The following is a 25,837-nucleotide window of genomic DNA, read 5'->3' on the forward strand; positions in this document are numbered from 1 at the left end:
GGCGCTGATTCTTCAGCGCCCTTTTTTTTCTTCCAAGGAAATCATCACCATGAAAAACACTATAAAAAAACAAATCAAGAACGCTCTCCTGGTAACCTCCGCTATCGCACTTGCACATACTTCCGCAAAAGCCCAGGTGAAATCATCGCCAGACCTTATTGTTCAAAACGCTAAAGTCTTTTCTCACAAGAACGGCTTTCAACAGGCCTTTGCTGTGAAAAACGGTGTTTTTATGAAGGTCGGTAGCAACCAGGACATCATGAAACTTAAAGGTGACGCCACTCAAGTCATTGATGCTAAAGGACGCACCATCATTCCTGGCCTGGTGGATACTCATCATCATCCGATTCGCGCGGGACTTAATTATAATCTTGAGCTTCGTTGGGACGGAGTTAAGTCTTTAAAAGAAGGACTTAACATGATTAAAGAGCAAGCCGCTCGCACGCCTGAAGGCCAGTGGGTTCGCGTCGTCGGTGGCTGGTCTCCGCATCAGTTTAAGGAAAACAGATTCCCAACAATCAAAGAGCTGAATGAGGCGTCTCCGAATCGCCCCGTATTTGTGATGTATCTTTACTCCAAGGCATTCTTGAATTCTGCTGGCGTAAAGGCGTTGAATTATACCAAAGAAACAAAATTTCCAGGTGGCGAAGTGGAGCTGGATAAAAACGGTGTTCCGACGGGCGTACTGACTGCAAAACCCAATGCCATGGTTCTATATAAAACTTTGATGGCGACACCGAAGCTTGCTTCACGTGACGAAGAACGAAACTCGACAGTTTTGTATTTTAATGAACTTAGTCGCTTGGGCTTAACCGGCGTTATCGATGCCGGCGGCGGCGGATTCTTTTTTCCAGAGGACCATCGCATCGCCAAGGAACTGAATGATCAGAAGAAACTGGCCCTAAGAATTCCGTTCTATCTGTTTGCTCCGGTTGCGGGAAAAGAGCTTCAGGATTACGAGCGCTGGACGAAAGCTGCTCACCCGGCAAGTCTGCATGAACTGCACGTAGATAATCACTATCACTTGATGGGTGCAGGCGAAAACCTGACAGCATCAGCGGCAGACTTTGAAGACTTTATGGAGCCAAGACCTGATCTTCCTCCCAATATGGAAATGGAATTAAAACCGATTCTGAAGTTGATCTTTAAACATCAATGGATCTTTAGAATTCACGCAACTTACGATCAATCCATTGCCAGAATTTTGAATGTGGTTGAGGAAATTAAAAAAGAAGGCGGACCATTCCCTGAAAGATTCATTATCGATCACGCGGAGACTGTAAGTTATAAAAATCTTCAGCGCATTAAAGCATTGGGTGGCGGAATCTCTGTACAGGACCGCATGGCATTTCAAGGTGAAGAGTTTACGAAGCAGTACGGAAAAAAAGCGGCGCAATCTGCTCCACCGATCGCTGATATCCTGGAGCTTGGTATTCCATTGGGATCAGGAACGGATGCAACACGCGTATCTTCATTTAATCCGTGGGTTACACTTTTCTGGCATGTATCCGGAAAAACTGTTGGAGACTTTAAACACATGAGTGATCGCAATCGCCTATCCCGTGAGAAAGCTTTGTACCTGATGACTAAAGGGGCTGCTTGGTTTTCCAAAGAGGAAACTTTGAAAGGCGATATCGTTGAAGGCGAATTTGCAGACTTCGCAGTCTTGAATAAGGACTATTTCAGTGTTCCTGAAAAAGAGATCAAAGATATCTATTCAGACCTAACGGTCGTCGGTGGTGAAGTAATGTCGGCTCAAAAAGAGTATTCCGAGCTGGCTCCTAAAGCTCCCCGTGCGTTGCCTGAATGGTCCCCAGTTAATTCCTTCGGCGGCTACCAACATAATAGATAAGTTACTGTAATTACGGGGTTTTAACAAAACCCCGTCGTAAGAAACTATATAGACTGCATTTATATAGTCTATTAATTCTTAATAATTTTTTTATTAGGTAATATCGCCGATACTCTTATTCATGGGAGGCACTCATGAACTTGAAGATTCCCCTCAAACGTCGCGGTTTTATTATTGCCGCGGCCACGACAGCAATAGGTTTGATTGCAGGGGCAGTGCCTCTCACAAGAAAGGAAAAAGGTATGCTAACAATTAGAAGATCCAACGATAGAGGTAATGCAGAACACGGATGGTTGAAATCCCGTCATACGTTTTCTTTCGCTGAATACTATGACCCTGATCACATGCATTTTGGTCCGCTTCGCGTGATCAATGAAGACCGCATCTCTGGAGGTTCAGGTTTTGATACTCACCCTCACCGCGATATGGAAATCATTTCCTACGTGGTATCAGGTGGACTACAACATCGTGACTCCATGGGAAATGTGGCGGTGATTAAACCGGGCGAAGTACAACGCATGAGCGCCGGTACTGGAGTGATGCACTCTGAGTACAACGATGAGGAAGGTAAAGAAACTCACTTCTTCCAAATCTGGATCATGCCAAAAGTTCGTGGAGTACAACCTGGTTACGGACAAAAATCTTTCGAGACTGAACTGAACACGCAAAAACTGGTTCATGTGATTTCTCCAGATGGCAAAGATGGTACAATCGGTATTCACCAGGATGCAGACATGTACATTTCACGTCTGAAAAAGTCCGAAGACCTTGAGTTTACGATCGGTGATTCTCGTCGCATGTGGCTTCAAGTCGTTAAAGGCGGCGTTGAAGTGAATGGCGAAAAGCTGGAAACAGGTGACGCTATTGCGGCCACAGATCTTGCCGCTGTAAACATTAAGGCAAATGCGGACTCAGAAATGATTCTGTTCAACCTTCCATAAACCCCTCCCAGAATCTGGCGGGCCCCAGGGCTCGCCTTTTTCTATTTCGGGGTTGACGAGCTGCCCACAATTAAGTCAAATGCCTCCACTTTTAGGGGGAAATCCATGAATAAACTTATCCTGGCCGTTGCCACGATCCTTGTGTCTGTATCTTCTTTTGCTGCTCCAGAAATGCTTCGCTGCAAATCACAAAAAGGCGACGTGCTTTTTAATTTCTACCCGTTGACTGCAAGTTGGGTGCACGCTGACGGCACGACGACTGAGTTCCTAAGATACGGCAATATCTGCAACCAGGATGTTGAGAAAATGACTCCGAAACCAAACTGCCGCGTTGAAGACAAGTCAGCTGATCACTACCTGATTCAGACACTTGAGTGTCAGGCTGAAAACGCCTGGTTTGCTGATGCATTTATCGAGATTAGCAACATCTCCAAAGATGGTCGCTTCCAGTGCAGAACTAAATTCGGCACACATGCTGACATCGCTTTGACTCTTAGCGACTGCCGCCCTTACTAAACATTCTGGGTTGCGCCTGACTTCTTTTTACAGTTGGGCGCTTACTCCACTGGTATTTCTTTAAATCCAGTTTTCCGTTGGTGTTAAAAACCACGCCTTCTTTTTCTAATTTTCTTTTTTGATCCTTGTAGTTCCTGCTCGCAGGATCAAAGGAAATCCCGCCCTGCGAATTCAAAACCCGATGCCATGGTAGTTTATACTTAGTTGATGACGAATGCAGAATCCACGAAACGCCACGCGAGCCTTGGGGTTTTCCTGAAAGCTCGGCGATTTGCTTGTATGTTGCTACTTTCCCTGCAGGAATCTTCAAAATAGTTTCGATTACTTTTTTAGAGAACTCCGAAAGCTGCACGATACTCATAGCGATTCTTCTTTCTTAATTCTGGCAAGCTGCGCCTTTTGATACGAACCAAACTCTCCGTTAAACAGACAGCGAATCAACGGGTCTTCAATGACTTCCACGTCGGCGTCTTTTTTAACTCGCAGATACAAAGAAGTTAGACTTTCACCGGTATTTAATGCCGAGTATAGTTTGCTTGCGATAATTTCGGTATTCCAGTCCGGCGGGCACGCTGATTCGTCAAGTAAAGTCAGAACGTCATCTTTAACTTCATAGATAAAATCAGTGCTCTTACCATCTTGATCAAAAAGTGAAAGCTTCCAGATGCGGGGCTTATTAAAGAACATATCTGCTGAAGGTCCTACTTCCCTGAATTTTTCAATCAGCCCATGATTGCAATAGTGTAGCACCTCAGAAGTTTGCTTTTGATCAAGCTTTGAAAAGTGCTGAGCTATTTCTGAAGTTTTCGGTGGAATCAGATCGGGCTGATACTGATAGTCCCCTTGCGAATCGCCAGTCATTTTCATCCACGATAAGCTTTCACCAGTCTTCAATTCGTCAGACGATAAAAGAATGCTTGTCGAGGGGCGCAGGTTTACGATTTTGGTGTTCGGAAGGATGCCTTGCACCTGCTGGTTAAAGTCACCGTAGGAAATTGGAAAAAAGGCGTGATTGTACCAAGACCACTCTTCCATTTGAAATTGGCAGGAACTGGGAATCAGGAACTTGGGTTTAAGATCTTTAAGCTGCACCAGCCACTCTGAAGGTAGTTTTCGGTCAGAAGGCTCGGCGCGATCAGGCTCCAATACTTCCAATTCGCGCATTGTTTGAAAGGGCCACATCACCAGATCCCAAGGAGCGCGTTTTGCCAAGCCGTCATAGGTTTCCTGATCCAGCCAGGAATCCACGACATTGAGTATCTTTAGATTCTGAACCTGAACTTCAAATACAGAATCAACATCTACATCCAAAGCAGGATGTGAAATCACTTTGAAGGGCCCAATATCAACAGAGCTATTTAACGTCAGAGGATAAACATTGGAAAATCCAAGTTCGCGAATCCAGGAGAACATTTCTTCGTGGACGCAAAACATGTAAATGGGTGTGGTGCGATTTAGAAGCTTTAAACTGTCAAAAGAACAATGATCATCGTGATAGTGGGAGATAAAGACCGCATCAAATCGCAGATTCTTAATCGCAGCATAATCAAATTCCACAGTCGGATAGGCAAAGCAGTTTCGACTAAATGGATTTTCAAAAATCGGATCAAATGCGATGCGAATACCATCGCACTCCATCACGTATCCTGCATGAAATATTCTGGAGACCTTTACTGACACCGATTCCTCAAAGTTCGTTCTGACACTTACCTTGATCAACTAGATTTCGGATGTTGTCGCGTGTGGTTTCAGCAATATTTCTTAAAGCTTCGTTCGTCAAGAATGCCTGATGAGAAGTAAGAATAACATTCGGAAACGTGGTCAGTCGCGCCAGCACGTCATCCATAATGCCGCCAGTGGATTGATCGGTGAAGAACACACCTTCTTCCTCCTCGTAAACGTCCAAACAAGCTCCACCGATTTTGTGAGTCTTTAATGCATCAATCAAAGCCTTGGAATCAATCAGGGCTCCCCTGCCGGTATTAATGATAACTGCATTTGGCTTCATCATTTCAAAAGTGGATGCTGACAACAAATGCTTTGTACTGTCATTCAGGGGGCAATGCAGGGAAATGATATCGGCATTTTTAAATATCTCAGGAAGTGTTACGTAGGTCCCGATACTTTCCATTTCCTTATGGGGATACGGATCATAGGCCAAAATAGTGCAGCCGAATCCTTTCATGATACCGGCAAAGACCCTGCCGATTTTACCTGTCCCAATGATTCCCACAGTTTTTCCGCGCAGATCAAATCCGACCAATCCTTCCAGGGAAAAATTTAGATCGCGAATTCGTGAATGGGCACGATGTGTTTTTCTATTCAAAGTCAAAAGCAAAGCCACTGCGTGTTCCGCGACCGCGTAAGGCGAATAGTCTGGAACCCGTACCACACGAATTCCGAGTTCCTTGGCTTTAGGAAGGTTTACGTTATTAAAGCCCGCACAGCGAAGGGCAATATTCTTAATACCCATCTTTGAAAGTTCTGTCAGCACCTCTGCATTTAGAAGATCGTTTACAAAGCAGCATATCGTTGTGAAGCCTTTAGCTAATTGCGCAGTTTTGGCGGTTAGGCGAAGCTCAAAAAAATCCAGCTCCATGCCCGTATTTGCAAACACCGATTCAAATACTTCCTGCTCATACTTGCGCGCGCTAAAAAAAGAGATCTTCATTAGAGACGTCCTTTCGCAATAACCCCGAAAATTATGTCATCCTTTAAAGTTCATGGCCAATATAAGTTTTTAAAAACTCTTATAAACCCATGAAACGACGTCGCTTTTGGCCATTTTTGACAAAGCATTCATAATGGCTTATATTTAACTTATTAGTTAATTAACCGATAGGTAAAATATGGATCACTTAAGCCAGACATTCCAAGCCCTTGCCGACCCGACTCGCCGGGCAATCCTTGCAAAGCTTTCGCAAGGTGAGGCCAGTGTTTCTGATTTAGCGAAACCTTTTTTGAAAGAAATCAGTCTGCCTGCTGTCACCAAGCACTTAAAGGTGCTGGAAAAAGCCGGATTGATCACCAAATCCCGGGATGCCCAATGGCGGCCCTGTAAAATCAAGGCCGAGGGACTGCGCGATGTTGCCGAGTGGATGGAAAACTACCGCATATTCTGGGAAGAAAGTTTTGACCGATTGGATGCCTACTTAAAAACCGTTACTGCAAAAGAAAAACCGAAAGGGAAAAAGAATGGGCGCAAAAAAAAGTAATTCCAATGAACTGACGATCACACGAATTTACGATGCTCCAGTGAAGGCAGTCTGGGATGCCTGGGCTGACCCCAAGCAAGCTGCCCAGTGGTGGGGACCTCGTGGGTTCACTATCACCACTCATGGAAAAGATCTGCGTCCCGGCGGTTTTTGGTCCTATACAATGCACGGGCCCGATGGAGTGAACTACGAGAATAAAACCATCTATCACGAAGTCGTTCTTCACTCCAAAATGGTCTATGACCATGGCGGCAACGATGATCGCCCACCCTTGTTTCGCGTAACTGTTACCTTTGATGAAGTTAAAGGCGGCAAAACCAAAATGGTTATGACGATGACGTTGCCAACGGCAGAAGCTGCCCAGCAAACGAAAAAGTTTGTCAAAGCTGCTGGCGGAAATGGAACTTGGGATCGTCTGGCAGAATTCCTGGAAAAGGAAACTTCAGGACAGGAAAAGTTCGTCATTAACCGCACTTTTGAAGCTCCCGTTCGGACCGTTTTCAATATGTGGGAAAAAATGTATGGGCAGATCCATTATCAGGAGATAATACCTCCCCAAAAGATCGTCTATACTCAGAATTTTGCTGATGCCAAAGGAAATGCGGCACGCGCTCCGTTTGCTATGACTTGGCCCATGACCATGAAAACAACTGTCTTATTTGCGGCCGAAGGTGACGACGAAACCCGAGTCACAGTGACCTGGGAGATTTTGGGCGATCATACGGCAGAAGAACTTGCCACTTTCATTAAGGAAAGAGGCGGCATGACTCAAGGTTGGACAGGTTCCTTTGATAAATTTGAGGAATACTTAGCCCGTAATATGGTAAGCTAATCAGTCTAAGGGGTATAAAGATGAAGTTGATTTCCTGGAATGTGAACGGTCTGCGCTCAGTTCATAAAAAGAATTTTAGAGAATGGTTTGAGAAAGAAAAAGCAGACGTTGTATGCCTTCAGGAAATCAAGGTCACCGATGAGGCGATTAAAAAGGATGAAGACTTCTATCATCCAGCCAAGTATCACTCTGCCTGGGCTTTTGCAGAAAAGCCCGGGTACTCGGGTTTAGCCGTCTATTCCAAAAAAGAGCCCGACGATGTTCGTGTGGGCATGGGCATTGATAAATTCGATAACGAAGGTCGCTGGCTGGAAGTTGATTTCGGCTCTATCACTTTGGTGAACAGTTATTGGCCAAACAGCCAACGTGAACTTACGCGTTTACCATTTAAACTGGAATTCTGTGCAGCAGCTGAAAAGCGCCTGCAGGCGCTACGCAAAAAAGGCCGCGAAGTAATCATCTGTGGTGACTTCAATATCGCGCACAAGGAAATCGATTTAAGAAATCCCAAAACCAATATGAAAAATGCAGGCTTCCTTCCAGAGGAACGCGCGTGGATGACGAAGTTTTTGGAAAAGCACGAATGGGTCGACAGCTTTAGGAAATTTGAACAGGGCCCTGACCATTACACATGGTGGAGCTATCGTCCCGGAGTGCGCGAAAAGAATATCGGATGGCGCCTGGATTACTTCCTGGTGAATAAGGAAGCTTCGGATCGCTTAAAGGCGGCAGCTCACTGTCCAGAGGTTATGGGTTCTGACCACTGCCCTGTTCGCTTAACACTAAAAAAGTAATTTAGTCTTGACGGTAGTTACTGATGTTTTCAAACAGCTTTGCCATTTTATGGTAAAGCTCATGGATGTGCTTTTCAGGGCTTTTACCTGCACGCATGGCACTTTCTTCGATCTTTTCAATGCAACGCAAATCCTGGCAAATCAAATAGGAATTACTGACATTGGCACTCATCGCGACTGACAGCAGACCGATATCTTCAGATGAACCATAGGAGTTGCACCAATTGCACAACCCACCCGTGGGCTCGCCACTTGGAGCAGTTCTTTTAAAGACGACTCCCCTTGGCAAATCCCAAGTTGGCATTTTGCAAACAAGATACGTGTAAACACCGGAGGACTCTTTCCAGGTGAAATAAGACTGCACGGAAAATGGAAATTTTAGGTTAGCTGGCAATACCAGTTTCTTTTGATCCCGGGCACGAAAACATTGCACCAGCTCTTCTTCTGAAGAGATTGAAAACAAGTGCTCCGTTTGGAAGTTTGAAATCTGTGATTGCATGAATAACCCTCCCCACCACTATTATGGTACCCCGCAAGCTGTCAGAAGTCATGCAGACGGTCCAACACAGGTGGGAATACACTAGAGCGATGAAATTTCTGGCTCTAATAATATTATTCACTATTTCACCGCTGATTGCCATAGCTGAATCCGAATGGAACTTTGGCGCCGATCTGCAAATGACGGAATTCTATTATCCAGAGGAATACGGCGAAGATACGAACAACAGTCTTTTTAAGTTGGAACTTGACCCCATGATGCGTTGGAAAAAGGGCGAGCACTGGCGAGTTTATGCAAAACCTGTGTTAGTGGCTAATCCCGACAATAAATCCAGTGAAGAGCAGTTTTTCTTTGAGCCCTCAGAGGCCTATGTAAGATTTCAAAAAGATGTTCTGAATATTTCGGTGGGATACAACATTGTCACTTGGGGCATCACAGATGGATACAACCCATTGGACATGATCAATCGCCGTCAGATCTATGATCCGATTCGTTCCAAAAAATTGGGCGCACCTTCAATTCTGATATCTGAGTCCTTAAAATGGTTCGATTATGATTTGATGTACATGCCAAGAGCTCGCGAAACGATTTTGCCAGGCGAAAACAGCCGTTGGCTGCCGCGCGAGGTCTTTGTTCCCCAAGTCCCAGGGAATGATCTGGTATTACTGCTACCCACGAATCTTCGCTATACCTGGGGGAATGACGACATTCTAAACAATGCCCTCGACCACAACTTTGCACTGCGTGTGCAAAAGACTATTTCTATCTTTGATCTGTCGATTTCTGGATATGATGGCGCTGCTTCTGCTCCCATCGTCGAGCCGCAAGTCACCGGGACAATTATCGCCGTCTCTCCGAAAACGGTAATCCAGGTAGATCCCGATGTCAGATTAGATACCAAACAGTATAGAATTCGCCAGGGTGGTTTTTCATTGGTAAGCCATCAGTGGGATTTTCTATTTAAGTATGCCACCAGTTACTCGGACAACTATGGCGACTACGCAAACCTGCCGGGCTGGATACATGAAAATGTCCTGGGGGTTGAAAAGACTTTTAATTTTAGCGACGCCATGCTGATCGCAATTGTTCAATACTCGTTTTTGGATACGGAACGAAAGAACGACTCCAACATCTCTTTCACTGAAATCTTTCGCCGGGCTTGGATGGCCGGGGGCAGATTAAGCTGGAAAGAGGTTTGGAATGCTTCCGTGTTGGGATTGTACGATACCGTTCATTTCAGTAACTTTGTCGAAGTGACTTTAGGTCGCAGGTTCTTTGATTCCTGGAATGCGAGCCTAACGGCAAACTTCATTTCCGGGGACATTCAGAACCCGCTCGGTCTTTATTCAAAAAATGACGCCTACCTTTTAACGGTAGGCCGTTCATTTTAAATCGCGTCCTAGGGAGCCAGTTGCAACATTAAGTCCGAGTTCGAAAGTGTAGTCGCCTTTTTGATTTTCAGCTTTACACCTTCAGTTAGTGGAATCGCCGGTAACGTTACATTCATGGTTTTCCCGGAAATCGCGCCCAGAATTTTCCCTTCAATCGTTGAAGCAGCAAAACGGGTGCGTGGATTATAGCTCTTTACATAGGAAGTATCCCAAGCGTAGCGCAGATCCAGCGTTGTTCCAGTGAACTTTACTGCTGCCTTGCTGTCAGAAATCCCCAGAGAAATTCCGCTGCTAAAAGGAACTGTAAAGTTCATGAATGGAATATACTTGCCATTCTTTGGAGCCTTCATCTGTGAATACAGGTTGGCGCTCACTTGGTATTTCAAACCAGATCCAGAGATCTTCGGATCTTTATTTGAATATAGATTAAATAAGAACTTGCTGGATTTTGGATAATCCATCAGTTCTGGCCACACGAAGAACTGCATAAAGCGCGAATTCATCACTGACGAGAACCCGGAAATCTGACTTGAATAGAATTGATGAACCCAAGAGTCCGCCGCATAAGCACGACTGATCATTTCTTTAGCGAATCCAGCGGGCAGGCGAATCACGGCTTGACCGGAGGTTCCGTAGTTCACGTCACCTTTTGCAAGTTCAAGCTTAGTCGCCTCAGCATTTGGAGCTCGCGTGAATTCCACGATCACCCGTCCTTTTGCCAAAGCACGATCTGGGTTCGTATCATTAAAATCATCCACAACCATGCTGATATTCACGTCGTCACGAGAACTCACCAGCTGTCTTGGTTTAGAGAAGTCAAAGGACCACTTACCGATATAACCATTTAAATATGAGAGAATTAGCTCTTTCTTGGGATCAACGAACGCGGCGGAGTCCGCAGAGATCTGAGAAATTTGCTGATTTACGATATCATCGAATCCTGCAGCTCCGGTGCAAGTGAATGCAGCTGCACTCCACGCCTCTTTCTGCCAGGTTAAAGAAATGTCTTGAACGGTTCCGCCAGCTTGGTTAGAGCCGACCTTGGGATTTAAGGCGACAGAAAATGAACCCGCTCCAGGTTTCATATTTAATACGACATTAGGACAGTCTGCGACCAGATGAAAACGGCCAGTGATGCCACCAACAGTTTGCTCAATCCATTGATCCACCGAAATGCTTGCAATGGTCATTTGTGCAGCAAGATCCTTGGAACTCAAGACTACTTGCGTTTGACTGGAACCCAGACTTGGCTTTTTAAGTTCTGTTTCTAAAGAAACTGAGATTCCTTTTAACTGAACCTGCACCCCGTTGGCTGCTTCCACGGTCTGATCAGGAAATTGCCAATTTGCTTTAAATTCCTGGTTCTCGAGAGATTTCCACTTTTCCTCTATAAGATTTTCTTGAAACTGCTTTGGAAGAACTAGCTCAAACTCTGATTCAACAACTGCAGAGGAAAATGCCTGTTGCGAAAACAGAAAAGCAGCAAACACGGAAAGACTTCTGGTGATTTGCTTTTTACTCATAGGACTAAGGTTACGGCGTATTCCCACAAATCTAAAGCGACTTTTTTCGATAGGATGTATCCTCATTTTTGAATCAGGAATTTAGTCCAACATCGAAAAACTTTTGGTCTTTTTTTGGCAAAATTATTTCTTCACGTGTTTAACTAACACTCTGTTCAAGTACTGAACGATTTGTTGCACATTTTAGAAAGGAAAAACCTGTCCGATATAGGAAGTCTGGCATCAACATTTTCTCTTTTAGAAGGGCGCAGCCGATGCAACTGCTAAAAAAAATCTCTCCAAAATCCCTCGCCATAAGCATGTTGTTGGGTATGATCTTTATTACCGTACTCAGCTTGTTCGCACTTCCCAAACTGACGACTCAGTACAGTCTTAAACAGTTCCTGCCAAAGGATAATCCACTGTTGATGTTGGACGAAAAAAGCCGCCAAACTTTTCAGTTGTCTGAAGTTCAGCCTTTTATCATCACTGCAAAAATCGCTGAAAAAAGTGACGGCAACTGGTTTCAACAGGAACGCATAGCCGAGCTTGAAAAACTAACAACGCTGATCTCCAACTATCCTGGCGTTCGCAATACTCTTTCTTTGGCAAACATCCAGGGCGCAATCAATAATCAACAGGGATTAAGCGTCGGTCCCTTGCTTAAAAATCTAAAACCCAATGAATGGGCAAATGAGACCCTAACGAACCCACTCATTGCGCCAACACTCATATCGGCTGACGGAAAAACCGCCTCCATCATTACTAATATTAATCGCCTCACCAACAAAGAACTTCTGTCCCTTAGACAGAACCTGCAAGTGACTGCCACGGCGGCGTTGCCCTTTGCGGACGTACAAATGGGTGGAACTCCTGCCGTACAAACAGATATCAGTCTTCTTTTGCAGACAGAGCTTCGTAACTTTGTTGTGCTGGGGTTTATTGCGTGTTTCGTTGTTCTGGCACTGATCTTCTCTAATTTTTCACCTCTGATATCATCATTTATCATTATTCTTTGTGCCAACATCCTTGTACTTGCGGTGATGGCACTGTGTGAATTGCCGTTTTCGATTCTCTCAACCACTATTCCTATTCTTACGACCATTGATGTGGTCTCACTCTGCATCCACACCTTGCTTCGTTATGCCGAGGAAAAGAAAGCTTCGCCTTTTGAATCTCACGAGTTTTTGGTAAGAAAAACACTTCGCGCAATCATCAGACCCAACTTGATTGCCTCTACGACCACGATGATTGGCTTTCTAAGTCTGCTTACCACCAACGTTCCACTGATTCGGGAATACGGTGTTACGGCAGCGATTTCGATTGTTGTTGGCTGGATTACCACGACCGTTTTGCTTTACCCGCTTCTTTTATTCTTGCCAGGCCCTCGTGCCCGCGAATGGGCATGGGCTAAAGCGCGCTGGGGTCTTTATTTGTTCCGTCGCAGTGGTCTTTGGACCATGGGGATCATTATTGTCTCTTTAGCATTGGCTTTAAAAGGTGGAAACCTTTCTTGGTCAGCGAAACTTTTTGATGACCTTCCTCAGAATCATCAAGTCCGTCTTTCCACGGAAACTATTGACCGCGAACTTGGAGGCATGATTCCAGTCGATATTGAGATCGATGGGAAACAAGACGCCTGGAATGATCCAAAACTGATTGAGCGCCTTGATTCACTCTCTGCCTCTATCAGAAACCTTCCTGGAGTGGGAAGTGTTGTGAGCTTGCCAGATCTGGTCGCAGCCGCAAGCCTTAATAACTCACGCCTACCTGCCAGCCGAAGTTCAACTGCGGAGGTTTTCTTTTTATACTCACTGGCCAGCGACAGTCCACTTAAGAACTTCCTGAATGCTGACAGCTCTAAGACTCGAATCTCGGTACGCACTCAGGATTTGCCAGGGGATCAGCTGCATTCCCTGGTGGAGCAGGTTCGCGGAATGACGGAAGAGGTTTTCCCGGAAATGTCTGTTCAAACTACGGGCATGGGCTCCACGATTCATCATTTAAATAACGAACTGTCTAAAGAGCTGATCTTTGGGTTCTGGCAATCGATGGTTGCAATCATTGTAGTGCTGGTTTTTGTATTCAAATCACTTCGCTGGTCTTTGGTGGCTTGTATTCCAAATCTGGTTCCGCCAGCAGCCCTCTTGGGATTTCTGGCGATATCTCAGACTCCGATTAAGCCAAGTGTCGCAATTATTTTCTCGATTGCATTAGGATTGGCGTTTAACAACACCGTGTACTTATTGGAACGCCTGCGAGCAATGCAGAAATCCCGCAACAGCCGTACTCTGGATATTGAGAAGATGATTTGGCTTGAAGGAAATCCGTGCCTGATCTCGACAATGACCTTGCTTGCAGGATTCTCGGTATTTATGGCTTCGTACTTTGCAATGAACCGGATTTTTGGATTCTATATGGTCCTGTCGATGCTGACGGGTCTGGTAGGGGATTTGATTCTTTTACCAACGATGCTGAAAAGTTGCCCATGGCTCCTGCGCCCATTAGCTTGGAAGAAGGAGAAAGTTATGGCAACAGCTGCATCTGTTCTATTCGCCCTGGTTATGATTTTCAATCCTAGCCCATTGATGGCTCAATCCCTGACACCGGAAAAAGTCGGCCAGGAAATGAGTTCACGCATAAGTGCTAAGGACGAAACGTTCGTGGCACAATTAAAGATCATCGAGGCCGACGGCTCAGATAAAGAGCGTGAGATGAAAATCTGGCGAATGAGTACAGGTAAGAAAGATCACTCCCTTTTAGTGCGCATGATGAAACCTGCCGACCTAAAAGGTACGGCCTTGCTTGCAACAATGAAAAACGAACAGGAGGATAAATGGATTTATCTTCCTTCCAACAAGCAAGTAAGACGCCTGACGGGTGAAAACAGCAAGGGTGGGATTCTGGGCTCAGAGCTTAGTGCCGAGGATTTTGATTTCAACCGCGACTCTTCAGCTAAAACCACTATTAAAAAAGAAATGGAAATCAAAGGCAGCAAGTACATCGTGATGGAAAGCGATGTCACAGCCAGCTCCCCGAACTATTCAAAGATCGTAAGCTATGTATCAGCGAAAGAATTTTTACCGATCAAAGCGGAATGCTATGACAAGCAAGGTAAGCTTTTAAAGACGATTGATTTTGGCGGTTATAAGAAGTTAAACGGGGGGAAATTCCGCGCTTCCAGTATTAAGATTCGCAATGTTCAAAATAAGCGCGGTACTGATATCGCTCTTTCCGATATTAAGATTAATCAGAACCTGAAAGCGTCCCTGTTTTCACCAAAATCTTTGGCTGACGACTAATCTAGCGGGCTGAGTACGCTACTGCGATCTCAGCCGCAAGTTTCGCATTATTCAGTACCAATTGAATATTTGTCTCAAGACTCTTACCACCAGTAAGCTCTTTCACTTTCCCCAATAGGAACGGAGTTGAATCTTTTCCTTTAATTCCTTTTGCATCCATCTCTTGAAGAGCATTGTTAATCACAGTCTCCATGGTTTTGAAATCCAAAGAGTATTCCTGCGGAACAGGATTTGCGATCACGACACCGCCATTCAGACCAAGACCCCATTTGGACTTGAGAACTTCAGCGATTTCAGCGGCTGATTCCATTTTTGCATCGACTTTGAAGCCACTCTCTCGAGTGTAGAATGCCGGAAGTTCCGCAGTTTGATATCCCAGGACAGGAACGCCTTTTGTTTCCAAATACTCCAACGTGAGACCGATATCCAAAACAGATTTTGCACCCGCACAAACGACCGCCACATTGGTTTGTGCGAGCTCTTCCAAGTCCGCTGAAACATCCATCGTTTCTTCAGCTCCGCGATGCACACCACCGATGCCGCCCGTGGCAAAAACTGAAATTCCTGCAAGTTCCGCAATGATCATTGTGCTTGCAACAGTGGTTGCACCGTCCATCTTTTTTGAAACCACCAATGGGATATCACGGCGACTGACCTTGGTGATGGACAGGCCTTTTTTTGCGAAGCTTTGAATTTCCTCTTTTGATAACCCCGCACGCAATACGCCATCAATTATTGCAATCGTCGCAGGGACTGCTCCAAACTCTCGTACTTTATCTTCGACGGCCAAAGCCATCTCAAAGTTCTGGGGATAAGGCATACCGTGGGAAATGATTGTCGACTCCAAGGCGACAACAGGTTTACCTGAAGTCATTGCTTGTTGCACTTCTTGTGACAGAACCACTTTAATTGCTTTCATTTCTCACCTCGAACGACTGTTTCATTGCACCGAAAATCATGCACTAAGTTTATGTGAAAACACAAAGGTTTATTAAAAGCATGAAATTACTGGCTGATGAATTGCACTGATCTCTCATTGTAAATAACTTTCAGTTCATGAAAACTCTTTTATTCGTATTCGGAACCCGTCCAGAAGCAATCAAAACCGCACCCGTCATCCTAAAAGCACAAAAAGATCCACGCTACCGGGTTCTGGTGTGCTCAACAGGCCAGCACCGCGAAATGATCAGACCGTTATTTGATTTCTTTGGAATAAAGCCTGATTTCGATTTGGATCTGATGCGCCCTGGACAATCTTTGATTGATATCTCGACGGGTGTGATGTCGGGGCTTAACAAAATCTTACTTGAAAATAAAGTGGATGCTGTCGTGGTTCAAGGCGACACCACCAGTGGATTCATTGGGAGCCTTGTCGCTTTTTATCACAAAGTGCAAGTTGTACACATCGAGGCAGGGTTACGCTCAGGTGATATTCTATCCCCATTTCCTGAAGAGTTTAATCGTAAAGGGACGGCTTTGATCTCCAATGTTCACCTGGCACCCACAGAAACAGCCAAGGAGAATCTACTACGTGAACATTATCCACCAGAAAGTGTTTTCGTCACTGGTAACACTGGCATTGACGCCCTTTTTGAAGTTAAAAGAAAAATCTCTTCAAATTCTGTTCTGGAAAATGAGTTCTCAGGAAAATACTCATTCTTAAATCCCCATAGAAAAATGGTTCTGGTCACTGTACATCGCCGTGAATCTTTTGGTACACCGATGGAGGAAGTGATGAAGGGTCTGCTGGAGCTGTCAAAACGTTCTGACATAGAACTATTGATCCCTCTTCACATGAATCCGCAAGTTCGCGCTTCAGCAGCAAAGATATTCGGAAATCAGGCCCAGTGGGTGGATAAGGGGAACTTCTTAAATCCAGAAAATAAAATCTGGCTATGCGAACCGGTAGACTATGTTCCTTTTATCTACTTAATGGATCGCGCGCACATGATCATCACTGACTCGGGCGGCGTTCAGGAAGAGGCACCTTCGCTTGGAAAGCCCATTCTGGTCGCACGCGAAAAAACAGAAAGACCCGAAGCGATTGTCGCTGGCACTTCCCGCCTGATTCCGCTAGAGCAAAGAAGTTTTGTACAAGTCGCCACCGAGGTTCTGGATACACCAGTGATCTATGAAAGAATGTCGCAGGCTAAAAATCCATTTGGGGATGGACGTGCTTCAGAGAGAATTCTGGATATTGTACATGCCAGGTTAAATGCAGATAACCCAGACAGTGAGATTACCATTTCTAATAGGATGGGTTACTCAGAACAAGAACTTACAGTTTAAAAAAAAAAGCCCGGCGATAATCCGGGCTCTTTTTTATCAACTAACAATGTTCAGGTAAATCGTATCGATCTGCATTCATTACCTTGTTCCATGCCCATACAAAATCTTTAGCAAACTTCTCTTTTGAATCATCACAGGCGTAAACTTCCGAAAAAGCTCTAAGTTGCGCATGGGAGCCAAAGACCAAGTCTGCGGCTGTGGCAGTCCATCTAGGCTTACCGCTTGTGCGATCCTTACCTTGATAAATCCCCTCTTTGGATGGCTCATTCCAAACCGTATTCATATCCAACAGATTCACAAAGAAGTCGTTAGACAATACGCCTGGTCTTTCCGTGAAGACCCCGTGCTGGGAACCGCCGTGATTTACATCAAGCACACGCATGCCTCCCAAAAGGACGGTCATTTCGGGTGCAGTAAGTCCTAAAAGATTTGCGCGATCCAAAAGCAAAGTCTCCGGGGAAAGCGGCAGACCTTTTCTGACATAGTTCCTAAAGCCCTCAGCTTTTGGCTCTAACACTGCGAAAGAGTGCACATCCGTTTGATCTTGTGTTGAATCCATCCGTCCTGGTGCAAAGGGCACTTCAATTTCAACTCCGGCTTTTTTAGAGGCACTTTCAATCGCAGAGGCGCCGCCTAAAACAATAAGGTCTGCGAACGACACTTTCTTTCCACCTGACTGTGCGCCATTAAAGTCTGCCTGAATTTTTTCTAGAACCTTCAAAACTTTCTCTAGCTCTTTAGGCTCGTTCACTTCCCACTCACGTTGAGGAGATAAACGAAGGCGACCACCGTTGGCTCCGCCGCGTTTATCAGTGCCACGGAAGGAAGCTGCTGCAGACCACGCGGTGCTGACCAAACGGGAGACACTTAATCCCGACGCCATAATTTTCTCTTTTAAGTTTTTAATATCTTTTTCATCAATTAGCGGATGATCAACCGCCGGCACCGGATCCTGCCACAACTGTTGTGGTGGAACCCACGGCCCCCAGTAACGGGAAATCGGTCCCATATCACGATGCAAAAGTTTGTACCAGGCTTTGGCAAAGGCTTCGGTGAATTCAGCTGGTTTTTGATGATAGCGTTTTGAGATCTTTGCATAGGATTCGTCAGCAAGCAGAGCCAGATCCGACGTTAACATTGTTGGTGGATGCTTTTTGGATTTGTCATGAGCATCCGGAACCATGTTATGGGCACTTTTATCTTTGGGAATCCATTGATGAGCACCAGCCGGGCTCTTTGTCAGTTCCCACTCAAAGCCGTGAAGGTTTTCAAAGAATCCGTGCCCCCATTTCGTCGGTGTGCTGGTCCATGACCCTTCAAGACCGCTCGTGATCGTGTGCGGACCCATTCCGGTTTTATAGGAGTTCTTCCAACCAAGTCCCTGCATGTGAAATGGACATCCTTCAGGTTCTGGTCCCACGTGATCGGCTTTCGCTGCACCATGAGTTTTTCCAAACGTGTGGCCGCCAGCGATTAGCGCGACAGTTTCCTCGTCATTCATGGCCATGCGACTGAAAGTTTCGCGAATATCTTTCGCAGATGCTTTTGGATCTGGTTTTCCGTTCGGGCCTTCTGGGTTTACGTAAATCAAACCCATTTGTACGGCACCCAGCGGATTGGAAAGATTGCGATCACCGCTATAGCGTTCATCACCTAGCCATGTGTCTTCAGGTCCCCAGAATACTTCCACCGGCTCCCACACGTCCTCACGACCGAAGGCAAAGCCGAAAGTTTTTAAATCCATAGATTCCAAAGCACAGTTACCAGCAAACACCAGAAGATCTGCCCAGGAAACTTTTCGTCCGTATTTCTTCTTTAAAGGCCACAAAAGTCTACGAGCCTTATCCAAACTCACGTTATCCGGCCAGCTGTTCAGCGGAGCAAATCTTTGCGCTCCATCACCCGCTCCCCCACGTCCGTCTTCAATTCTGTACGTGCCGGCGGCATGCCAGCTAAGACGAATGAACAAGGGACCGTAATGGCCAAAGTCTGCTGGCCACCACTCTTGAGAGTTTGTCATGAGTTCCATCATGTCTTTCTTTAGCGCTTCGACATCCAGTTTCTTGAACTCGTCCTTGTATTTAAAGGACTTGTCCATCGGATTTACTTTTGGAGACTGGTGATGCAAAACCGACAGATCTAACTGCTCGGGCCACCAATCCTTGTTGGATCTGGGACGCATGCTAGTTTTCGGTTTCGGCGCAGGTATGACGGGATTTTCACTCTCACTTCGTGGTTCAGACATGGAGATCTCCTTATGAATATCTTTTTGTTGTTTATATGAAAATATTCAGGTCATTCGTCTTACTTTTCCAATTTCAATTATGAAAATTCCCTGCAAATGTGTATTCACAAACTTGCGGATGTTGTTCAGTGAAGCTAGCATTGGTTGAAGCCACATTTCAGAGGAGCATCCATGACAACAAAGAATTCCAAAGTTGATTCCTTTTTAAAGAAAGAAAAGAAATGGCCAGAGGCTGTCGGAGCTTTGCGTGAGCTTGCGTTGAGTGCTGGTCTGCAAGAGGACTTCAAATGGAGCTTTCCGTGCTATTCGCATAATGGAAAAAACGTTGTCATGATTCAGACATTCAAGAATTTTGGAGCGTTTATGTTTTTTGACGGGAGCGTTTTGAAGGATCCAAAAAAGATCTTGAAAGCACCGGGTGAAAACTCCCATGTGGTAAAACGTTTTGAATTTCAAAGCCTGGAAGACGTAACCAAATCCAAAGCAGCTTTAAAAACTTTGATTAACCAAGCCATCAAAGTTTCTGGTTCGTCAGAGAAGTCTGTTAAGAAAGCAGCACGCCCGAAGCAAAGCATACCTGTTGAGTTCAAATCCGTTCTCGACAAGAATTCAAAACTGAAAACTGCGTTTGCAGCTTTAACTCCAGGTCGTCAAAGAATGTATCTAATGCATTTTTCTTCCGCCAAACAAGCCGCGACCCGCGTATCCAGAATTGAAAAGTGTGTTCCCAAAATTCTAAAGGGAAAAGGATTGATGGATTAACTTTTTGTGACCGCCAGTGGTGACCCCGGGGTAACCACTTATTGGTCGGGGCACATTGGTAAAACAGTATGTGCGCATTAACATTCAATAAACATACTCATGGAGGAATTGAATGTTCAAAGTCCTAATTGCGACCGCTCTTGTTTTCAGTGTATCGATTGCTCAAGCGAAGAAAGACGAAAAAGCCAGAAAACCAGCATCAATGACCGGCAACGTGATGGTCGGTGGCGAAGCCGAATACGACGCCTGTGGTGGTTACGGTATCGTTCTAACAACGACTTCTTTGATTTCATTTAAAAATGGAAAAATGGAGTTCGATAAAGTTGATGTGAATACATATGTGTCTTCATGTCAGTCCAGCGAAGACGGAAAATACATCGGCATCATTTATGGTAAAAAAGGCCAGGACTGCGGCGTAAGCTCTCCAATTCCTAAACGTCAGGAATACAAAGGCCCTTGTAAGAGTGGCTGGATCAAAGCAGACTTCTTTGAATTGCTAGCTGGTTAGTTGCTTCTACTGGATAAAAGGGGGACGCAAAATGCCCCTTTTATTCAAATGTCAGTTTTGCCACTATTAATGTCAATTTACACAATTTAAACCAACCGGAAGTTAAGGCATTCTTTTCTCATCAACAAGATAAACAAATCTTTAAGGAGAAAAAGATGAACACTTCAGTAAACTCAAAAACACAATTCGCAGAAATCTCAAACAACCGCTCTATAGCCTACAGATCTGTTGGTGAAGGCTATCCAATCATTCTGGCAAACCGCTTTCGCGGTAATCTTGACACTTGGGACCCAGCATTCCTTGATGCTTTGGCGAAAACAAATCGCGTGATCACTTATGACTATGTAGGCACAGGACTATCCAAAGGCTCCCAAGCAAATTCCAATTTGCAGATGGCAAATGAAATCAAGGAACTTGCAGAGGTATTGGGCATTAAAAAGTTCGCAGTGGGAGGGTGGTCTTACGGCGGCATGATCGCGCAAATGGCTTTGACTGAGTTTCCAGAAATGATCTCTCACGGTATTATGATCGGTACACGCTTGCCAGGACCTAACGTCGCCCCTCCCCAAGAGCTTTTCTTCGAGCACGCTCTGAAACCTGTGTATGATTTGGCCGACGAGACTGTGTTGTTCTTTAACCCTGAATATCCAGCAAGCGTAAAGGCTGCAAAAGAGTCACACGATCGTATTGCTTCTCGCAAATCAGATAACGACGTCGAGATGACCGAAGCGCAGTGGAATAACCTGCTGACTAGTCGCGATTACGTTGAAGACAAGCACGGCACTTTCAAAAAACTGCAAGAATCAAAAATTCCCGTACTAGGACTATTGGGCGAGAATGACATCAGCTTTGCAGCTGAAGATTGGTTTAGTGCCAAAGGTACATTTCCGACTGTCAGCATGATGTACTTTGCTCAAACTGGTCATGGACCTCAGCATCAGTTCCCAGAGCTTTCAGCTAAATATATCAACGAATTTATTCAGCACTAATCACAAGAACCAGGCGGGGCTCAGTCCCCGCTTACCTTCGGACCACCGAGAACTTGGTACGATACTCCCCTGGAGTTAAACCAATAACTTTATGAAATACCTTGCGAAATGCACTGGTATCTTCATATCCGACTTTCCACGAGATCTCTTCGATATTCTTATTTGTAAACTCCAACATCTCACGGGCTTTTGCGACTCTCAGTTGCTGGCAGTATTCAGTGGGATTTAAGCCTGTGGCTTTGTTAAAGCGACGAATAAAAGTGCGCTCTTCCATTCCGGCTTTATCGGCCATTAGCTTTAAAGTCACAGCTTGAGCACCCGTTGCTTGCAACCAGTGTTGCACTTTTACGATCTGCTCGTCGCCATGATGAAGTTGTGGGGAAAACGTGGAGTAAAATCGCTGCTCCCTTCCTGGAGGATCGACCAACAGGAATCTGGAAGTCTGAACCATCACGGTGGAACCGAATAAGCGATCCACTAGTTTTAACCCCAAATCGATCCAAGCCATCAGGCCGCCAGCGGTGATAACATCACCATCATCAATCACCAGTTTTTCGATTTGCAGATCCACTTTGGGAAAGCGGTTTAGGAATTCTTCTTTGAACAACCAGTGAGTCGTCGCGTGCCTGCCATCAAGCAATCCCGTCTCCCCCAATACGAAGGCCCCAGAGCATACTGAACAAACGGACACTCCACTTTTGTGCTGCTTTACCACCCACTCAGCCCAAGGTGTTGCCGCTGCGGGAGTGATAAGTCTGTTCAAACTTGGTGGGATAAGAATAAACGAGGGTTTATTCGCTCCCAAATCAGGGTGAGTGTCAAACACGCACTCCATCTCGCCCTTCTTTTGATTCTTAATCTTCCAGTGAGAAATTCGGATGAATCTTTTCTCCTCTGGGAGATACTCAGAGACATAGCGGTTGGCGATCTCAAATAGATCCATCAGTCCATATACGGCGGAGGGCTGATAGTCCTGATAAAGGAGGATTGCGATCTCGGTTGGGCCTTTTGCTTTGGTTTTCTGATCTTTTTTAGGCATTTGTCAATTATAGACCTATTTATGTCATTTCTGGCAATTCAAAATAAGCCCCAAAAGGCGCATTCTGTATTCATCAAAGGCACAACGTCTTAAAACACAGGAGGAATTTATGAATGCATCAAATAACGGTAAAACAGTGGTTCTGGTTCACGGCGCTTGGATGACTCCGACTTCGTGGAATCCTTTTAAAGAATATTTTGAAGCCCATGGTTACAACGTGATCGTTCCAACTTGGCCGTACTTGGATCGCCCGATCGACGAAATTCGCAAAAATCCAGGCGATGACTTCGGCAGCCTGTCCCTGCAAAAGATCGCTGATCACTACGAAGAAATCATTCGCGCACTTCCCGAGCCGCCACTTTTAATTGGTCACTCGATGGGTGGCTTGGTGACTCAGATTCTTTTGGATCGCGGAGTAGGAGCTGCAGGCGTGGTTATTGATTCCGCACCGATTGGCGGCATCGTTGCTGACTTCCGCTCTTTAGCTTCAGCACTACCAATCATCCTGCGACCAAGTGGCTGGAAGAAACCGTTTGTGCTAACTAAAGAAGCTTTTGATACAAACTTTGCGAACACTGCTCCGCAAGCCCAAAGAGATGCTGACTATGCCCGCGAGGTTATTCCTGCTCCGGGCCGAATCTTTTATGAAGCTGCATTTTCGATTGGTACTTTCGTTGATGCGAAAAACCGCAAACAACCTTTGTTGGTTATTGCCGGGGAAAAAGATCGCACTACTGCACCAGCACTGGTTCGTTCGATCTTTAAAAAACAATCGAAATCCAAAGCCCGTACTGACTACTTAAGCTTTGACGGAGTTTCGCACTATCTAGTCGCTGAACCCGGCTGGCAGAAAGTGGCCGAAGCAAGCCTTAACTGGGCTGATCGTTTAAACGCCTAAATGCAAACCCTAGCATCGCAATCGATCCACCAGATCATTGTGATGCTTGTCTTGACCCCGGAGTCTTTTAATTTAAAGTTTAAAGCATGTTGGATATTTATATTGATGCTGATGGCTGTCCGGTTAAAGAGGAAACTTACAAAGTAGCGGAACGCTATCAATTGAAAGTCTTTGTCGTCGCCAATAAGTACCTTAATGTTCCCCAGGATTCCCGAATAGAAATGGTCGTTGCATCCAGCGACTTTGATGCCGCAGATGATTGGATTGTGGAGCACGCGCAAAAAGGCGATATCGTCATCACTGCTGATATCCTGCTTGCTGAACGTTGCGTAAAGAAACAGGTTCGTGCAATTGGCAGCAAAGGCATTGAGTTTACCGAGGACAGCATTGGTTCCGCAGTTGCAACTCGTGAACTTATGCAAAACTTAAGACATATGGGCGAAGTGCGCGGCGGTCCCGCTCCGATGGATAAGAAAGACCGTTCGAAATTCCTATCAACTCTGGATCAAGTCATTCAGCAACTGAAACGATCAAGCTAGTAGCTTTAATAACTGTTCAAGTGTTTCCAAGCTCACACGATACTTCTCGGCTTGTGCTAGGTTACCCAGACGCTCGTACTCGGCTTGTGCAAGCCGGCGGGACTCTATTTCATGCTTTAAAATTTCTGCGATCATCTGACCGGTTACTACCCTTCTTGGAACCTCAGTAACCGCGGGATCCAGCCTTGCGATTTCATCCTTGGGAATTGCGCTTGCATTGTCCACGGCCGCCAGGACCGCACGAATTGCGCTGACGGCTTCAGTCTCACGGGCTGCCATCGCAGCGCGAAGCATCTCGGAAGTTTGCTTTCGGAATTTTAAAGCAGCATCACTCATAACCAGCCCACTGCATAGCTTCCTCGCGGTCGATGAAAGAGCGCATCTCGGTGATTTTTCCATCTTTAAGAGTGAATACATCAGCGATGCGACCGTCGATCCAGTCTGTTTTGTCTTTCAAGCGGACTCGCACATGAACGAACACCACGACCTTGTCGTCGACGACCGTAAATCGTTCCGGCTCACAACCACCCTCAGCCCAAGTGCTTCTGCCCTTTTCGATGTGAGCCTTCATTTCATCAAGACCGCGATAAGTTCCAGGCGTTGGAAAGCTTTCTGTTTCAACTCGCACTATCTCTGGATCCAATAATTTTAGAACTGCCGGAATATCGCCGCGATTAAGTCCCGCATAGAACTGCTTAATTGTTACTATCCAGTTCACATGATTCTGATCTTCACTCACCATACTTAAACTCCCCGCGCTTATTTTAAAAACTCAACCATGATATTAAGACTTGCCAGCATCATTGCCGGCGAATCTTGCGACACACTTCCGATAAAGTTGTCGTGGGGACCCGGAAGAACTGCAAACCTCCCTTGCGGGAGGAGTCTTGTTATGTGAACCCCGTGCTCCAAAGTTGCAACGTCCTGATCAGTTTGCATGATAAGAACGGGAATTTTCACCGAGCGAATCGACTTTTCAGGGATATCATTGAAATTCCTCATGCGATTTGAGTCGTACTCGAACATCTTTTGCAGATCCTGCGGACGCGGTGACACTTTCACATAGGCATCTTGCAGTTCCTTTGGCATAGAGTTGATGGTCGAATTTTTCATCATAACCCAAAACTGCGGAGGCGCGCCCTTACGACTGTAAAGTCCGGAACCAAGAACCATCTTGCTCATAAGTTCAGGATACTTGATGCCAATGTACATTCCGGTTGTAGCACCGTTGCTAAAGCCAATGAACTTGGCTCGCTTCACATCGAGTTGCTTTAAAGCCTCAGCGATATCTTGTGCAGTATTCTCAAATCCGAAAGGACGATCCGACGCTGGTGACTTCCCATGACCTTGCTCATCAAACGCAATGATTTTGAAATGCTTTGCAAGAGTGGAAATACCTCGGCCGAAGCTCACATGAATATCTGAACCACCACCATGAAGCAGAACCAAGGGCTCACCCTCGCCGTACATTTCATAATAAATATCAGTGCCGTTTACTTTTAAGTATCCGCTTTGAACCGGTTGAGGCGTTGAAGCTTCATTGTCTTTTGCGGCAGTAGGATTGTGAGCGCAAGCCGCAAGAACAAGAAGCAAAAATGATACTAAATACTTTTTCATGGTGTTCTCCAATTAGCCAACCCTAAAAGACTAACAACTATCTTAAAGACTCACAACATTGCCCAACCTAAACTTAATAAAACAGGCCTCGAACCCTTTTCAATATT

At 45.4% G+C, this 25,837-nt stretch carries 25 protein-coding genes; 14 read left to right on the forward strand and 11 right to left on the reverse strand.

Features of this window, described 5'->3' with window-relative positions; genetic code table 11:
- Positions 1-49 precede the first annotated feature (49 nt).
- The 3 genes from ACLWNV_RS16815 to ACLWNV_RS16825 all read left to right on the forward strand — a co-directional run bounded on the left by ACLWNV_RS16815 (position 50) and on the right by ACLWNV_RS16825 (position 3,309).
- Complete coding sequence (locus ACLWNV_RS16815) at positions 50-1,852, forward strand: amidohydrolase (RefSeq protein ID WP_413585604.1); 1,803 nt, start codon at positions 50-52, stop codon at positions 1,850-1,852.
- 134 nt (positions 1,853-1,986) lie between these two features.
- Entirely contained in the window at positions 1,987-2,793 is an 807-nt protein-coding gene (locus ACLWNV_RS16820) for a pirin family protein (RefSeq protein ID WP_413585605.1), read from the forward strand.
- 105 nt (positions 2,794-2,898) lie between these two features.
- The gene (locus ACLWNV_RS16825; protein WP_413585606.1) at positions 2,899-3,309 is read left to right on the forward strand and encodes a hypothetical protein; all 411 of its coding nucleotides are present in this window, start codon (positions 2,899-2,901) and stop codon (positions 3,307-3,309) included.
- Here ACLWNV_RS16825 and ACLWNV_RS16830 read toward each other — a convergent pair.
- The 3 genes from ACLWNV_RS16830 to ACLWNV_RS16840 are packed head-to-tail and all read right to left on the reverse strand — an operon-like array spanning position 3,287 to position 5,980.
- The gene (locus ACLWNV_RS16830; protein ID WP_413585607.1) at positions 3,287-3,670 is read right to left on the reverse strand and encodes an MGMT family protein; all 384 of its coding nucleotides are present in this window, start codon (positions 3,668-3,670) and stop codon (positions 3,287-3,289) included. The genes ACLWNV_RS16825 and ACLWNV_RS16830 overlap by 23 nt on opposite strands.
- Positions 3,667-4,989 carry an MBL fold metallo-hydrolase gene (locus ACLWNV_RS16835; protein ID WP_413585608.1) on the reverse strand — a complete coding sequence of 441 codons (1,323 nt, stop codon included), beginning with the start codon at positions 4,987-4,989 and terminating at the stop codon, positions 3,667-3,669. The genes ACLWNV_RS16830 and ACLWNV_RS16835 overlap by 4 nt, the downstream gene beginning before the upstream one ends.
- A gap of 7 nt (positions 4,990-4,996) precedes the next feature.
- The gene (locus ACLWNV_RS16840) at positions 4,997-5,980 is read right to left on the reverse strand and encodes a 2-hydroxyacid dehydrogenase (protein ID WP_413585609.1); all 984 of its coding nucleotides are present in this window, start codon (positions 5,978-5,980) and stop codon (positions 4,997-4,999) included.
- Between the two features lie 178 nt (positions 5,981-6,158).
- Between ACLWNV_RS16840 and ACLWNV_RS16845 the strand changes: the two genes are divergently transcribed.
- Genes ACLWNV_RS16845 through ACLWNV_RS16855 form a run of 3 tightly spaced genes read left to right on the forward strand, consistent with a single transcriptional unit; the run spans position 6,159 to position 8,150 of the window.
- Positions 6,159-6,524 (forward strand): ArsR/SmtB family transcription factor, encoded by a 366-nt coding sequence (locus ACLWNV_RS16845; RefSeq protein ID WP_413585610.1) that lies wholly within the window; start codon positions 6,159-6,161, stop codon positions 6,522-6,524.
- The gene (locus tag ACLWNV_RS16850) at positions 6,505-7,356 is read left to right on the forward strand and encodes an SRPBCC domain-containing protein (RefSeq protein WP_413585611.1); all 852 of its coding nucleotides are present in this window, start codon (positions 6,505-6,507) and stop codon (positions 7,354-7,356) included. The genes ACLWNV_RS16845 and ACLWNV_RS16850 overlap by 20 nt, the downstream gene beginning before the upstream one ends.
- Positions 7,357-7,376: 20 nt before the next feature.
- On the forward strand, positions 7,377-8,150 hold the full coding sequence (locus tag ACLWNV_RS16855; RefSeq protein WP_413585612.1) for an exodeoxyribonuclease III: 774 nt from the start codon (positions 7,377-7,379) through the stop codon (positions 8,148-8,150).
- Between the two features lies 1 nt (position 8,151).
- Here the strand turns inward: ACLWNV_RS16855 and ACLWNV_RS16860 are convergent, their stop codons facing one another.
- Positions 8,152-8,649, reverse strand: a complete 498-nt coding sequence (locus ACLWNV_RS16860; protein WP_413585613.1) for an FBP domain-containing protein — start codon at positions 8,647-8,649, stop codon at positions 8,152-8,154.
- A gap of 89 nt (positions 8,650-8,738) precedes the next feature.
- Here ACLWNV_RS16860 and ACLWNV_RS16865 point away from each other — a divergent pair, with 89 nt between their 5' ends.
- The gene (locus ACLWNV_RS16865) at positions 8,739-10,040 is read left to right on the forward strand and encodes a hypothetical protein (protein ID WP_413585614.1); all 1,302 of its coding nucleotides are present in this window, start codon (positions 8,739-8,741) and stop codon (positions 10,038-10,040) included.
- Between the two features lie 8 nt (positions 10,041-10,048).
- Here ACLWNV_RS16865 and ACLWNV_RS16870 read toward each other — a convergent pair whose 3' ends face one another.
- A complete protein-coding gene (locus ACLWNV_RS16870) occupies positions 10,049-11,563 on the reverse strand; it encodes a hypothetical protein (protein ID WP_413585615.1) in 1,515 nt (504 codons plus the stop codon).
- Positions 11,564-11,817: 254 nt separating this feature from the next.
- Here ACLWNV_RS16870 and ACLWNV_RS16875 point away from each other — a divergent pair, with 254 nt between their 5' ends.
- Positions 11,818-14,844, forward strand: a complete 3,027-nt coding sequence (locus tag ACLWNV_RS16875; protein WP_413585616.1) for an outer membrane lipoprotein-sorting protein — start codon at positions 11,818-11,820, stop codon at positions 14,842-14,844.
- Between the two features lies 1 nt (position 14,845).
- On the opposite strand, the gene ACLWNV_RS16880 is transcribed toward ACLWNV_RS16875, so the two are convergent.
- On the reverse strand, positions 14,846-15,763 hold the full coding sequence (locus ACLWNV_RS16880) for a pseudouridine-5'-phosphate glycosidase (RefSeq protein ID WP_413585617.1): 918 nt from the start codon (positions 15,761-15,763) through the stop codon (positions 14,846-14,848).
- Positions 15,764-15,900: 137 nt separating this feature from the next.
- Between ACLWNV_RS16880 and wecB the strand changes: the two genes are divergently transcribed.
- Complete coding sequence (gene wecB / locus ACLWNV_RS16885) at positions 15,901-17,133, forward strand: non-hydrolyzing UDP-N-acetylglucosamine 2-epimerase (protein WP_413585618.1); 1,233 nt, start codon at positions 15,901-15,903, stop codon at positions 17,131-17,133.
- 40 nt (positions 17,134-17,173) lie between these two features.
- Here wecB and katG read toward each other — a convergent pair whose 3' ends face one another.
- Entirely contained in the window at positions 17,174-19,378 is a 2,205-nt protein-coding gene (gene katG, locus ACLWNV_RS16890) for a catalase/peroxidase HPI (protein ID WP_413585619.1), read from the reverse strand.
- Positions 19,379-19,549: 171 nt separating this feature from the next.
- Here katG and ACLWNV_RS16895 point away from each other — a divergent pair, with 171 nt between their 5' ends.
- The 3 genes from ACLWNV_RS16895 (at position 19,550) to ACLWNV_RS16905 (ending at position 21,637) form a co-directional block, all read left to right on the forward strand.
- On the forward strand, positions 19,550-20,140 hold the full coding sequence (locus ACLWNV_RS16895; RefSeq protein ID WP_413585620.1) for a YdeI/OmpD-associated family protein: 591 nt from the start codon (positions 19,550-19,552) through the stop codon (positions 20,138-20,140).
- 112 nt (positions 20,141-20,252) lie between these two features.
- On the forward strand, positions 20,253-20,648 hold the full coding sequence (locus ACLWNV_RS16900) for a hypothetical protein (protein ID WP_413585621.1): 396 nt from the start codon (positions 20,253-20,255) through the stop codon (positions 20,646-20,648).
- Positions 20,649-20,803: 155 nt separating this feature from the next.
- Positions 20,804-21,637, forward strand: coding sequence for an alpha/beta fold hydrolase (locus ACLWNV_RS16905; protein WP_413585622.1), 834 nt, complete (start codon positions 20,804-20,806; stop codon positions 21,635-21,637).
- A 31-nt stretch (positions 21,638-21,668) separates the two neighbouring features.
- Here ACLWNV_RS16905 and ACLWNV_RS16910 read toward each other — a convergent pair whose 3' ends face one another.
- Positions 21,669-22,676: a GlxA family transcriptional regulator gene (locus ACLWNV_RS16910; protein ID WP_413585623.1), complete on the reverse strand. Its 1,008-nt coding sequence runs from the start codon at positions 22,674-22,676 to the stop codon at positions 21,669-21,671.
- A gap of 109 nt (positions 22,677-22,785) precedes the next feature.
- Here ACLWNV_RS16910 and ACLWNV_RS16915 point away from each other — a divergent pair, with 109 nt between their 5' ends.
- Complete coding sequence (locus ACLWNV_RS16915; RefSeq protein ID WP_413585624.1) at positions 22,786-23,574, forward strand: alpha/beta hydrolase; 789 nt, start codon at positions 22,786-22,788, stop codon at positions 23,572-23,574.
- Between the two features lie 86 nt (positions 23,575-23,660).
- The gene (locus tag ACLWNV_RS16920; RefSeq protein WP_413585625.1) at positions 23,661-24,113 is read left to right on the forward strand and encodes a YaiI/YqxD family protein; all 453 of its coding nucleotides are present in this window, start codon (positions 23,661-23,663) and stop codon (positions 24,111-24,113) included.
- On the opposite strand, the gene ACLWNV_RS16925 is transcribed toward ACLWNV_RS16920, so the two are convergent.
- From ACLWNV_RS16925 to ACLWNV_RS16935, 3 genes are read right to left on the reverse strand one after another with little or no spacing between them, the layout of a single operon-like run.
- Positions 24,105-24,449: a hypothetical protein gene (locus ACLWNV_RS16925; protein ID WP_413585626.1), complete on the reverse strand. Its 345-nt coding sequence runs from the start codon at positions 24,447-24,449 to the stop codon at positions 24,105-24,107. The two genes, ACLWNV_RS16920 and ACLWNV_RS16925, sit on opposite strands and share 9 nt — an antisense overlap.
- The gene (locus ACLWNV_RS16930; RefSeq protein WP_413585628.1) at positions 24,442-24,855 is read right to left on the reverse strand and encodes a nuclear transport factor 2 family protein; all 414 of its coding nucleotides are present in this window, start codon (positions 24,853-24,855) and stop codon (positions 24,442-24,444) included. The genes ACLWNV_RS16925 and ACLWNV_RS16930 overlap by 8 nt, the downstream gene beginning before the upstream one ends.
- 17 nt (positions 24,856-24,872) lie before the next feature.
- Positions 24,873-25,730, reverse strand: a complete 858-nt coding sequence (locus ACLWNV_RS16935) for an alpha/beta fold hydrolase (RefSeq protein WP_413585629.1) — start codon at positions 25,728-25,730, stop codon at positions 24,873-24,875.
- Positions 25,731-25,837 lie beyond the last annotated feature (107 nt).

Origin of the sequence: Bdellovibrio sp. HCB274, assembly GCF_047306075.1 — a bacterium.
In the GTDB taxonomy this organism is placed as follows: Bacteria; Bdellovibrionota; Bdellovibrionia; order Bdellovibrionales; family Bdellovibrionaceae; genus Bdellovibrio.

Excerpts from the sequence above, each read along its gene's own strand:
- ACLWNV_RS16815 (WP_413585604.1), top strand. The coding sequence starts at position 50 with ATGAAAAACACTATAAAAAAACAAATCAAGAACGCTCTCCTGGTAACC.
- ACLWNV_RS16820 (WP_413585605.1), top strand. The coding sequence starts at position 1,987 with ATGAACTTGAAGATTCCCCTCAAACGTCGCGGTTTTATTATTGCCGCG.
- ACLWNV_RS16825 (WP_413585606.1), top strand. The coding sequence starts at position 2,899 with ATGAATAAACTTATCCTGGCCGTTGCCACGATCCTTGTGTCTGTATCT.
- ACLWNV_RS16830 (WP_413585607.1), bottom strand. The coding sequence starts at position 3,670 with ATGAGTATCGTGCAGCTTTCGGAGTTCTCTAAAAAAGTAATCGAAACT.
- ACLWNV_RS16840 (WP_413585609.1), bottom strand. The coding sequence starts at position 5,980 with ATGAAGATCTCTTTTTTTAGCGCGCGCAAGTATGAGCAGGAAGTATTT.
- ACLWNV_RS16845 (WP_413585610.1), top strand. The coding sequence starts at position 6,159 with ATGGATCACTTAAGCCAGACATTCCAAGCCCTTGCCGACCCGACTCGC.
- ACLWNV_RS16850 (WP_413585611.1), top strand. The coding sequence starts at position 6,505 with ATGGGCGCAAAAAAAAGTAATTCCAATGAACTGACGATCACACGAATT.
- ACLWNV_RS16855 (WP_413585612.1), top strand. The coding sequence starts at position 7,377 with ATGAAGTTGATTTCCTGGAATGTGAACGGTCTGCGCTCAGTTCATAAA.
- ACLWNV_RS16860 (WP_413585613.1), bottom strand. The coding sequence starts at position 8,649 with ATGCAATCACAGATTTCAAACTTCCAAACGGAGCACTTGTTTTCAATC.
- ACLWNV_RS16865 (WP_413585614.1), top strand. The coding sequence starts at position 8,739 with ATGAAATTTCTGGCTCTAATAATATTATTCACTATTTCACCGCTGATT.
- ACLWNV_RS16870 (WP_413585615.1), bottom strand. The coding sequence starts at position 11,563 with ATGAGTAAAAAGCAAATCACCAGAAGTCTTTCCGTGTTTGCTGCTTTT.
- ACLWNV_RS16875 (WP_413585616.1), top strand. The coding sequence starts at position 11,818 with ATGCAACTGCTAAAAAAAATCTCTCCAAAATCCCTCGCCATAAGCATG.
- ACLWNV_RS16880 (WP_413585617.1), bottom strand. The coding sequence starts at position 15,763 with ATGAAAGCAATTAAAGTGGTTCTGTCACAAGAAGTGCAACAAGCAATG.
- wecB (WP_413585618.1), top strand. The coding sequence starts at position 15,901 with ATGAAAACTCTTTTATTCGTATTCGGAACCCGTCCAGAAGCAATCAAA.
- katG (WP_413585619.1), bottom strand. The coding sequence starts at position 19,378 with ATGTCTGAACCACGAAGTGAGAGTGAAAATCCCGTCATACCTGCGCCG.
- ACLWNV_RS16895 (WP_413585620.1), top strand. The coding sequence starts at position 19,550 with ATGACAACAAAGAATTCCAAAGTTGATTCCTTTTTAAAGAAAGAAAAG.
- ACLWNV_RS16900 (WP_413585621.1), top strand. The coding sequence starts at position 20,253 with ATGTTCAAAGTCCTAATTGCGACCGCTCTTGTTTTCAGTGTATCGATT.
- ACLWNV_RS16905 (WP_413585622.1), top strand. The coding sequence starts at position 20,804 with ATGAACACTTCAGTAAACTCAAAAACACAATTCGCAGAAATCTCAAAC.
- ACLWNV_RS16910 (WP_413585623.1), bottom strand. The coding sequence starts at position 22,676 with ATGCCTAAAAAAGATCAGAAAACCAAAGCAAAAGGCCCAACCGAGATC.
- ACLWNV_RS16915 (WP_413585624.1), top strand. The coding sequence starts at position 22,786 with ATGAATGCATCAAATAACGGTAAAACAGTGGTTCTGGTTCACGGCGCT.
- ACLWNV_RS16920 (WP_413585625.1), top strand. The coding sequence starts at position 23,661 with ATGTTGGATATTTATATTGATGCTGATGGCTGTCCGGTTAAAGAGGAA.
- ACLWNV_RS16925 (WP_413585626.1), bottom strand. The coding sequence starts at position 24,449 with ATGAGTGATGCTGCTTTAAAATTCCGAAAGCAAACTTCCGAGATGCTT.
- ACLWNV_RS16930 (WP_413585628.1), bottom strand. The coding sequence starts at position 24,855 with ATGGTGAGTGAAGATCAGAATCATGTGAACTGGATAGTAACAATTAAG.
- ACLWNV_RS16935 (WP_413585629.1), bottom strand. The coding sequence starts at position 25,730 with ATGAAAAAGTATTTAGTATCATTTTTGCTTCTTGTTCTTGCGGCTTGC.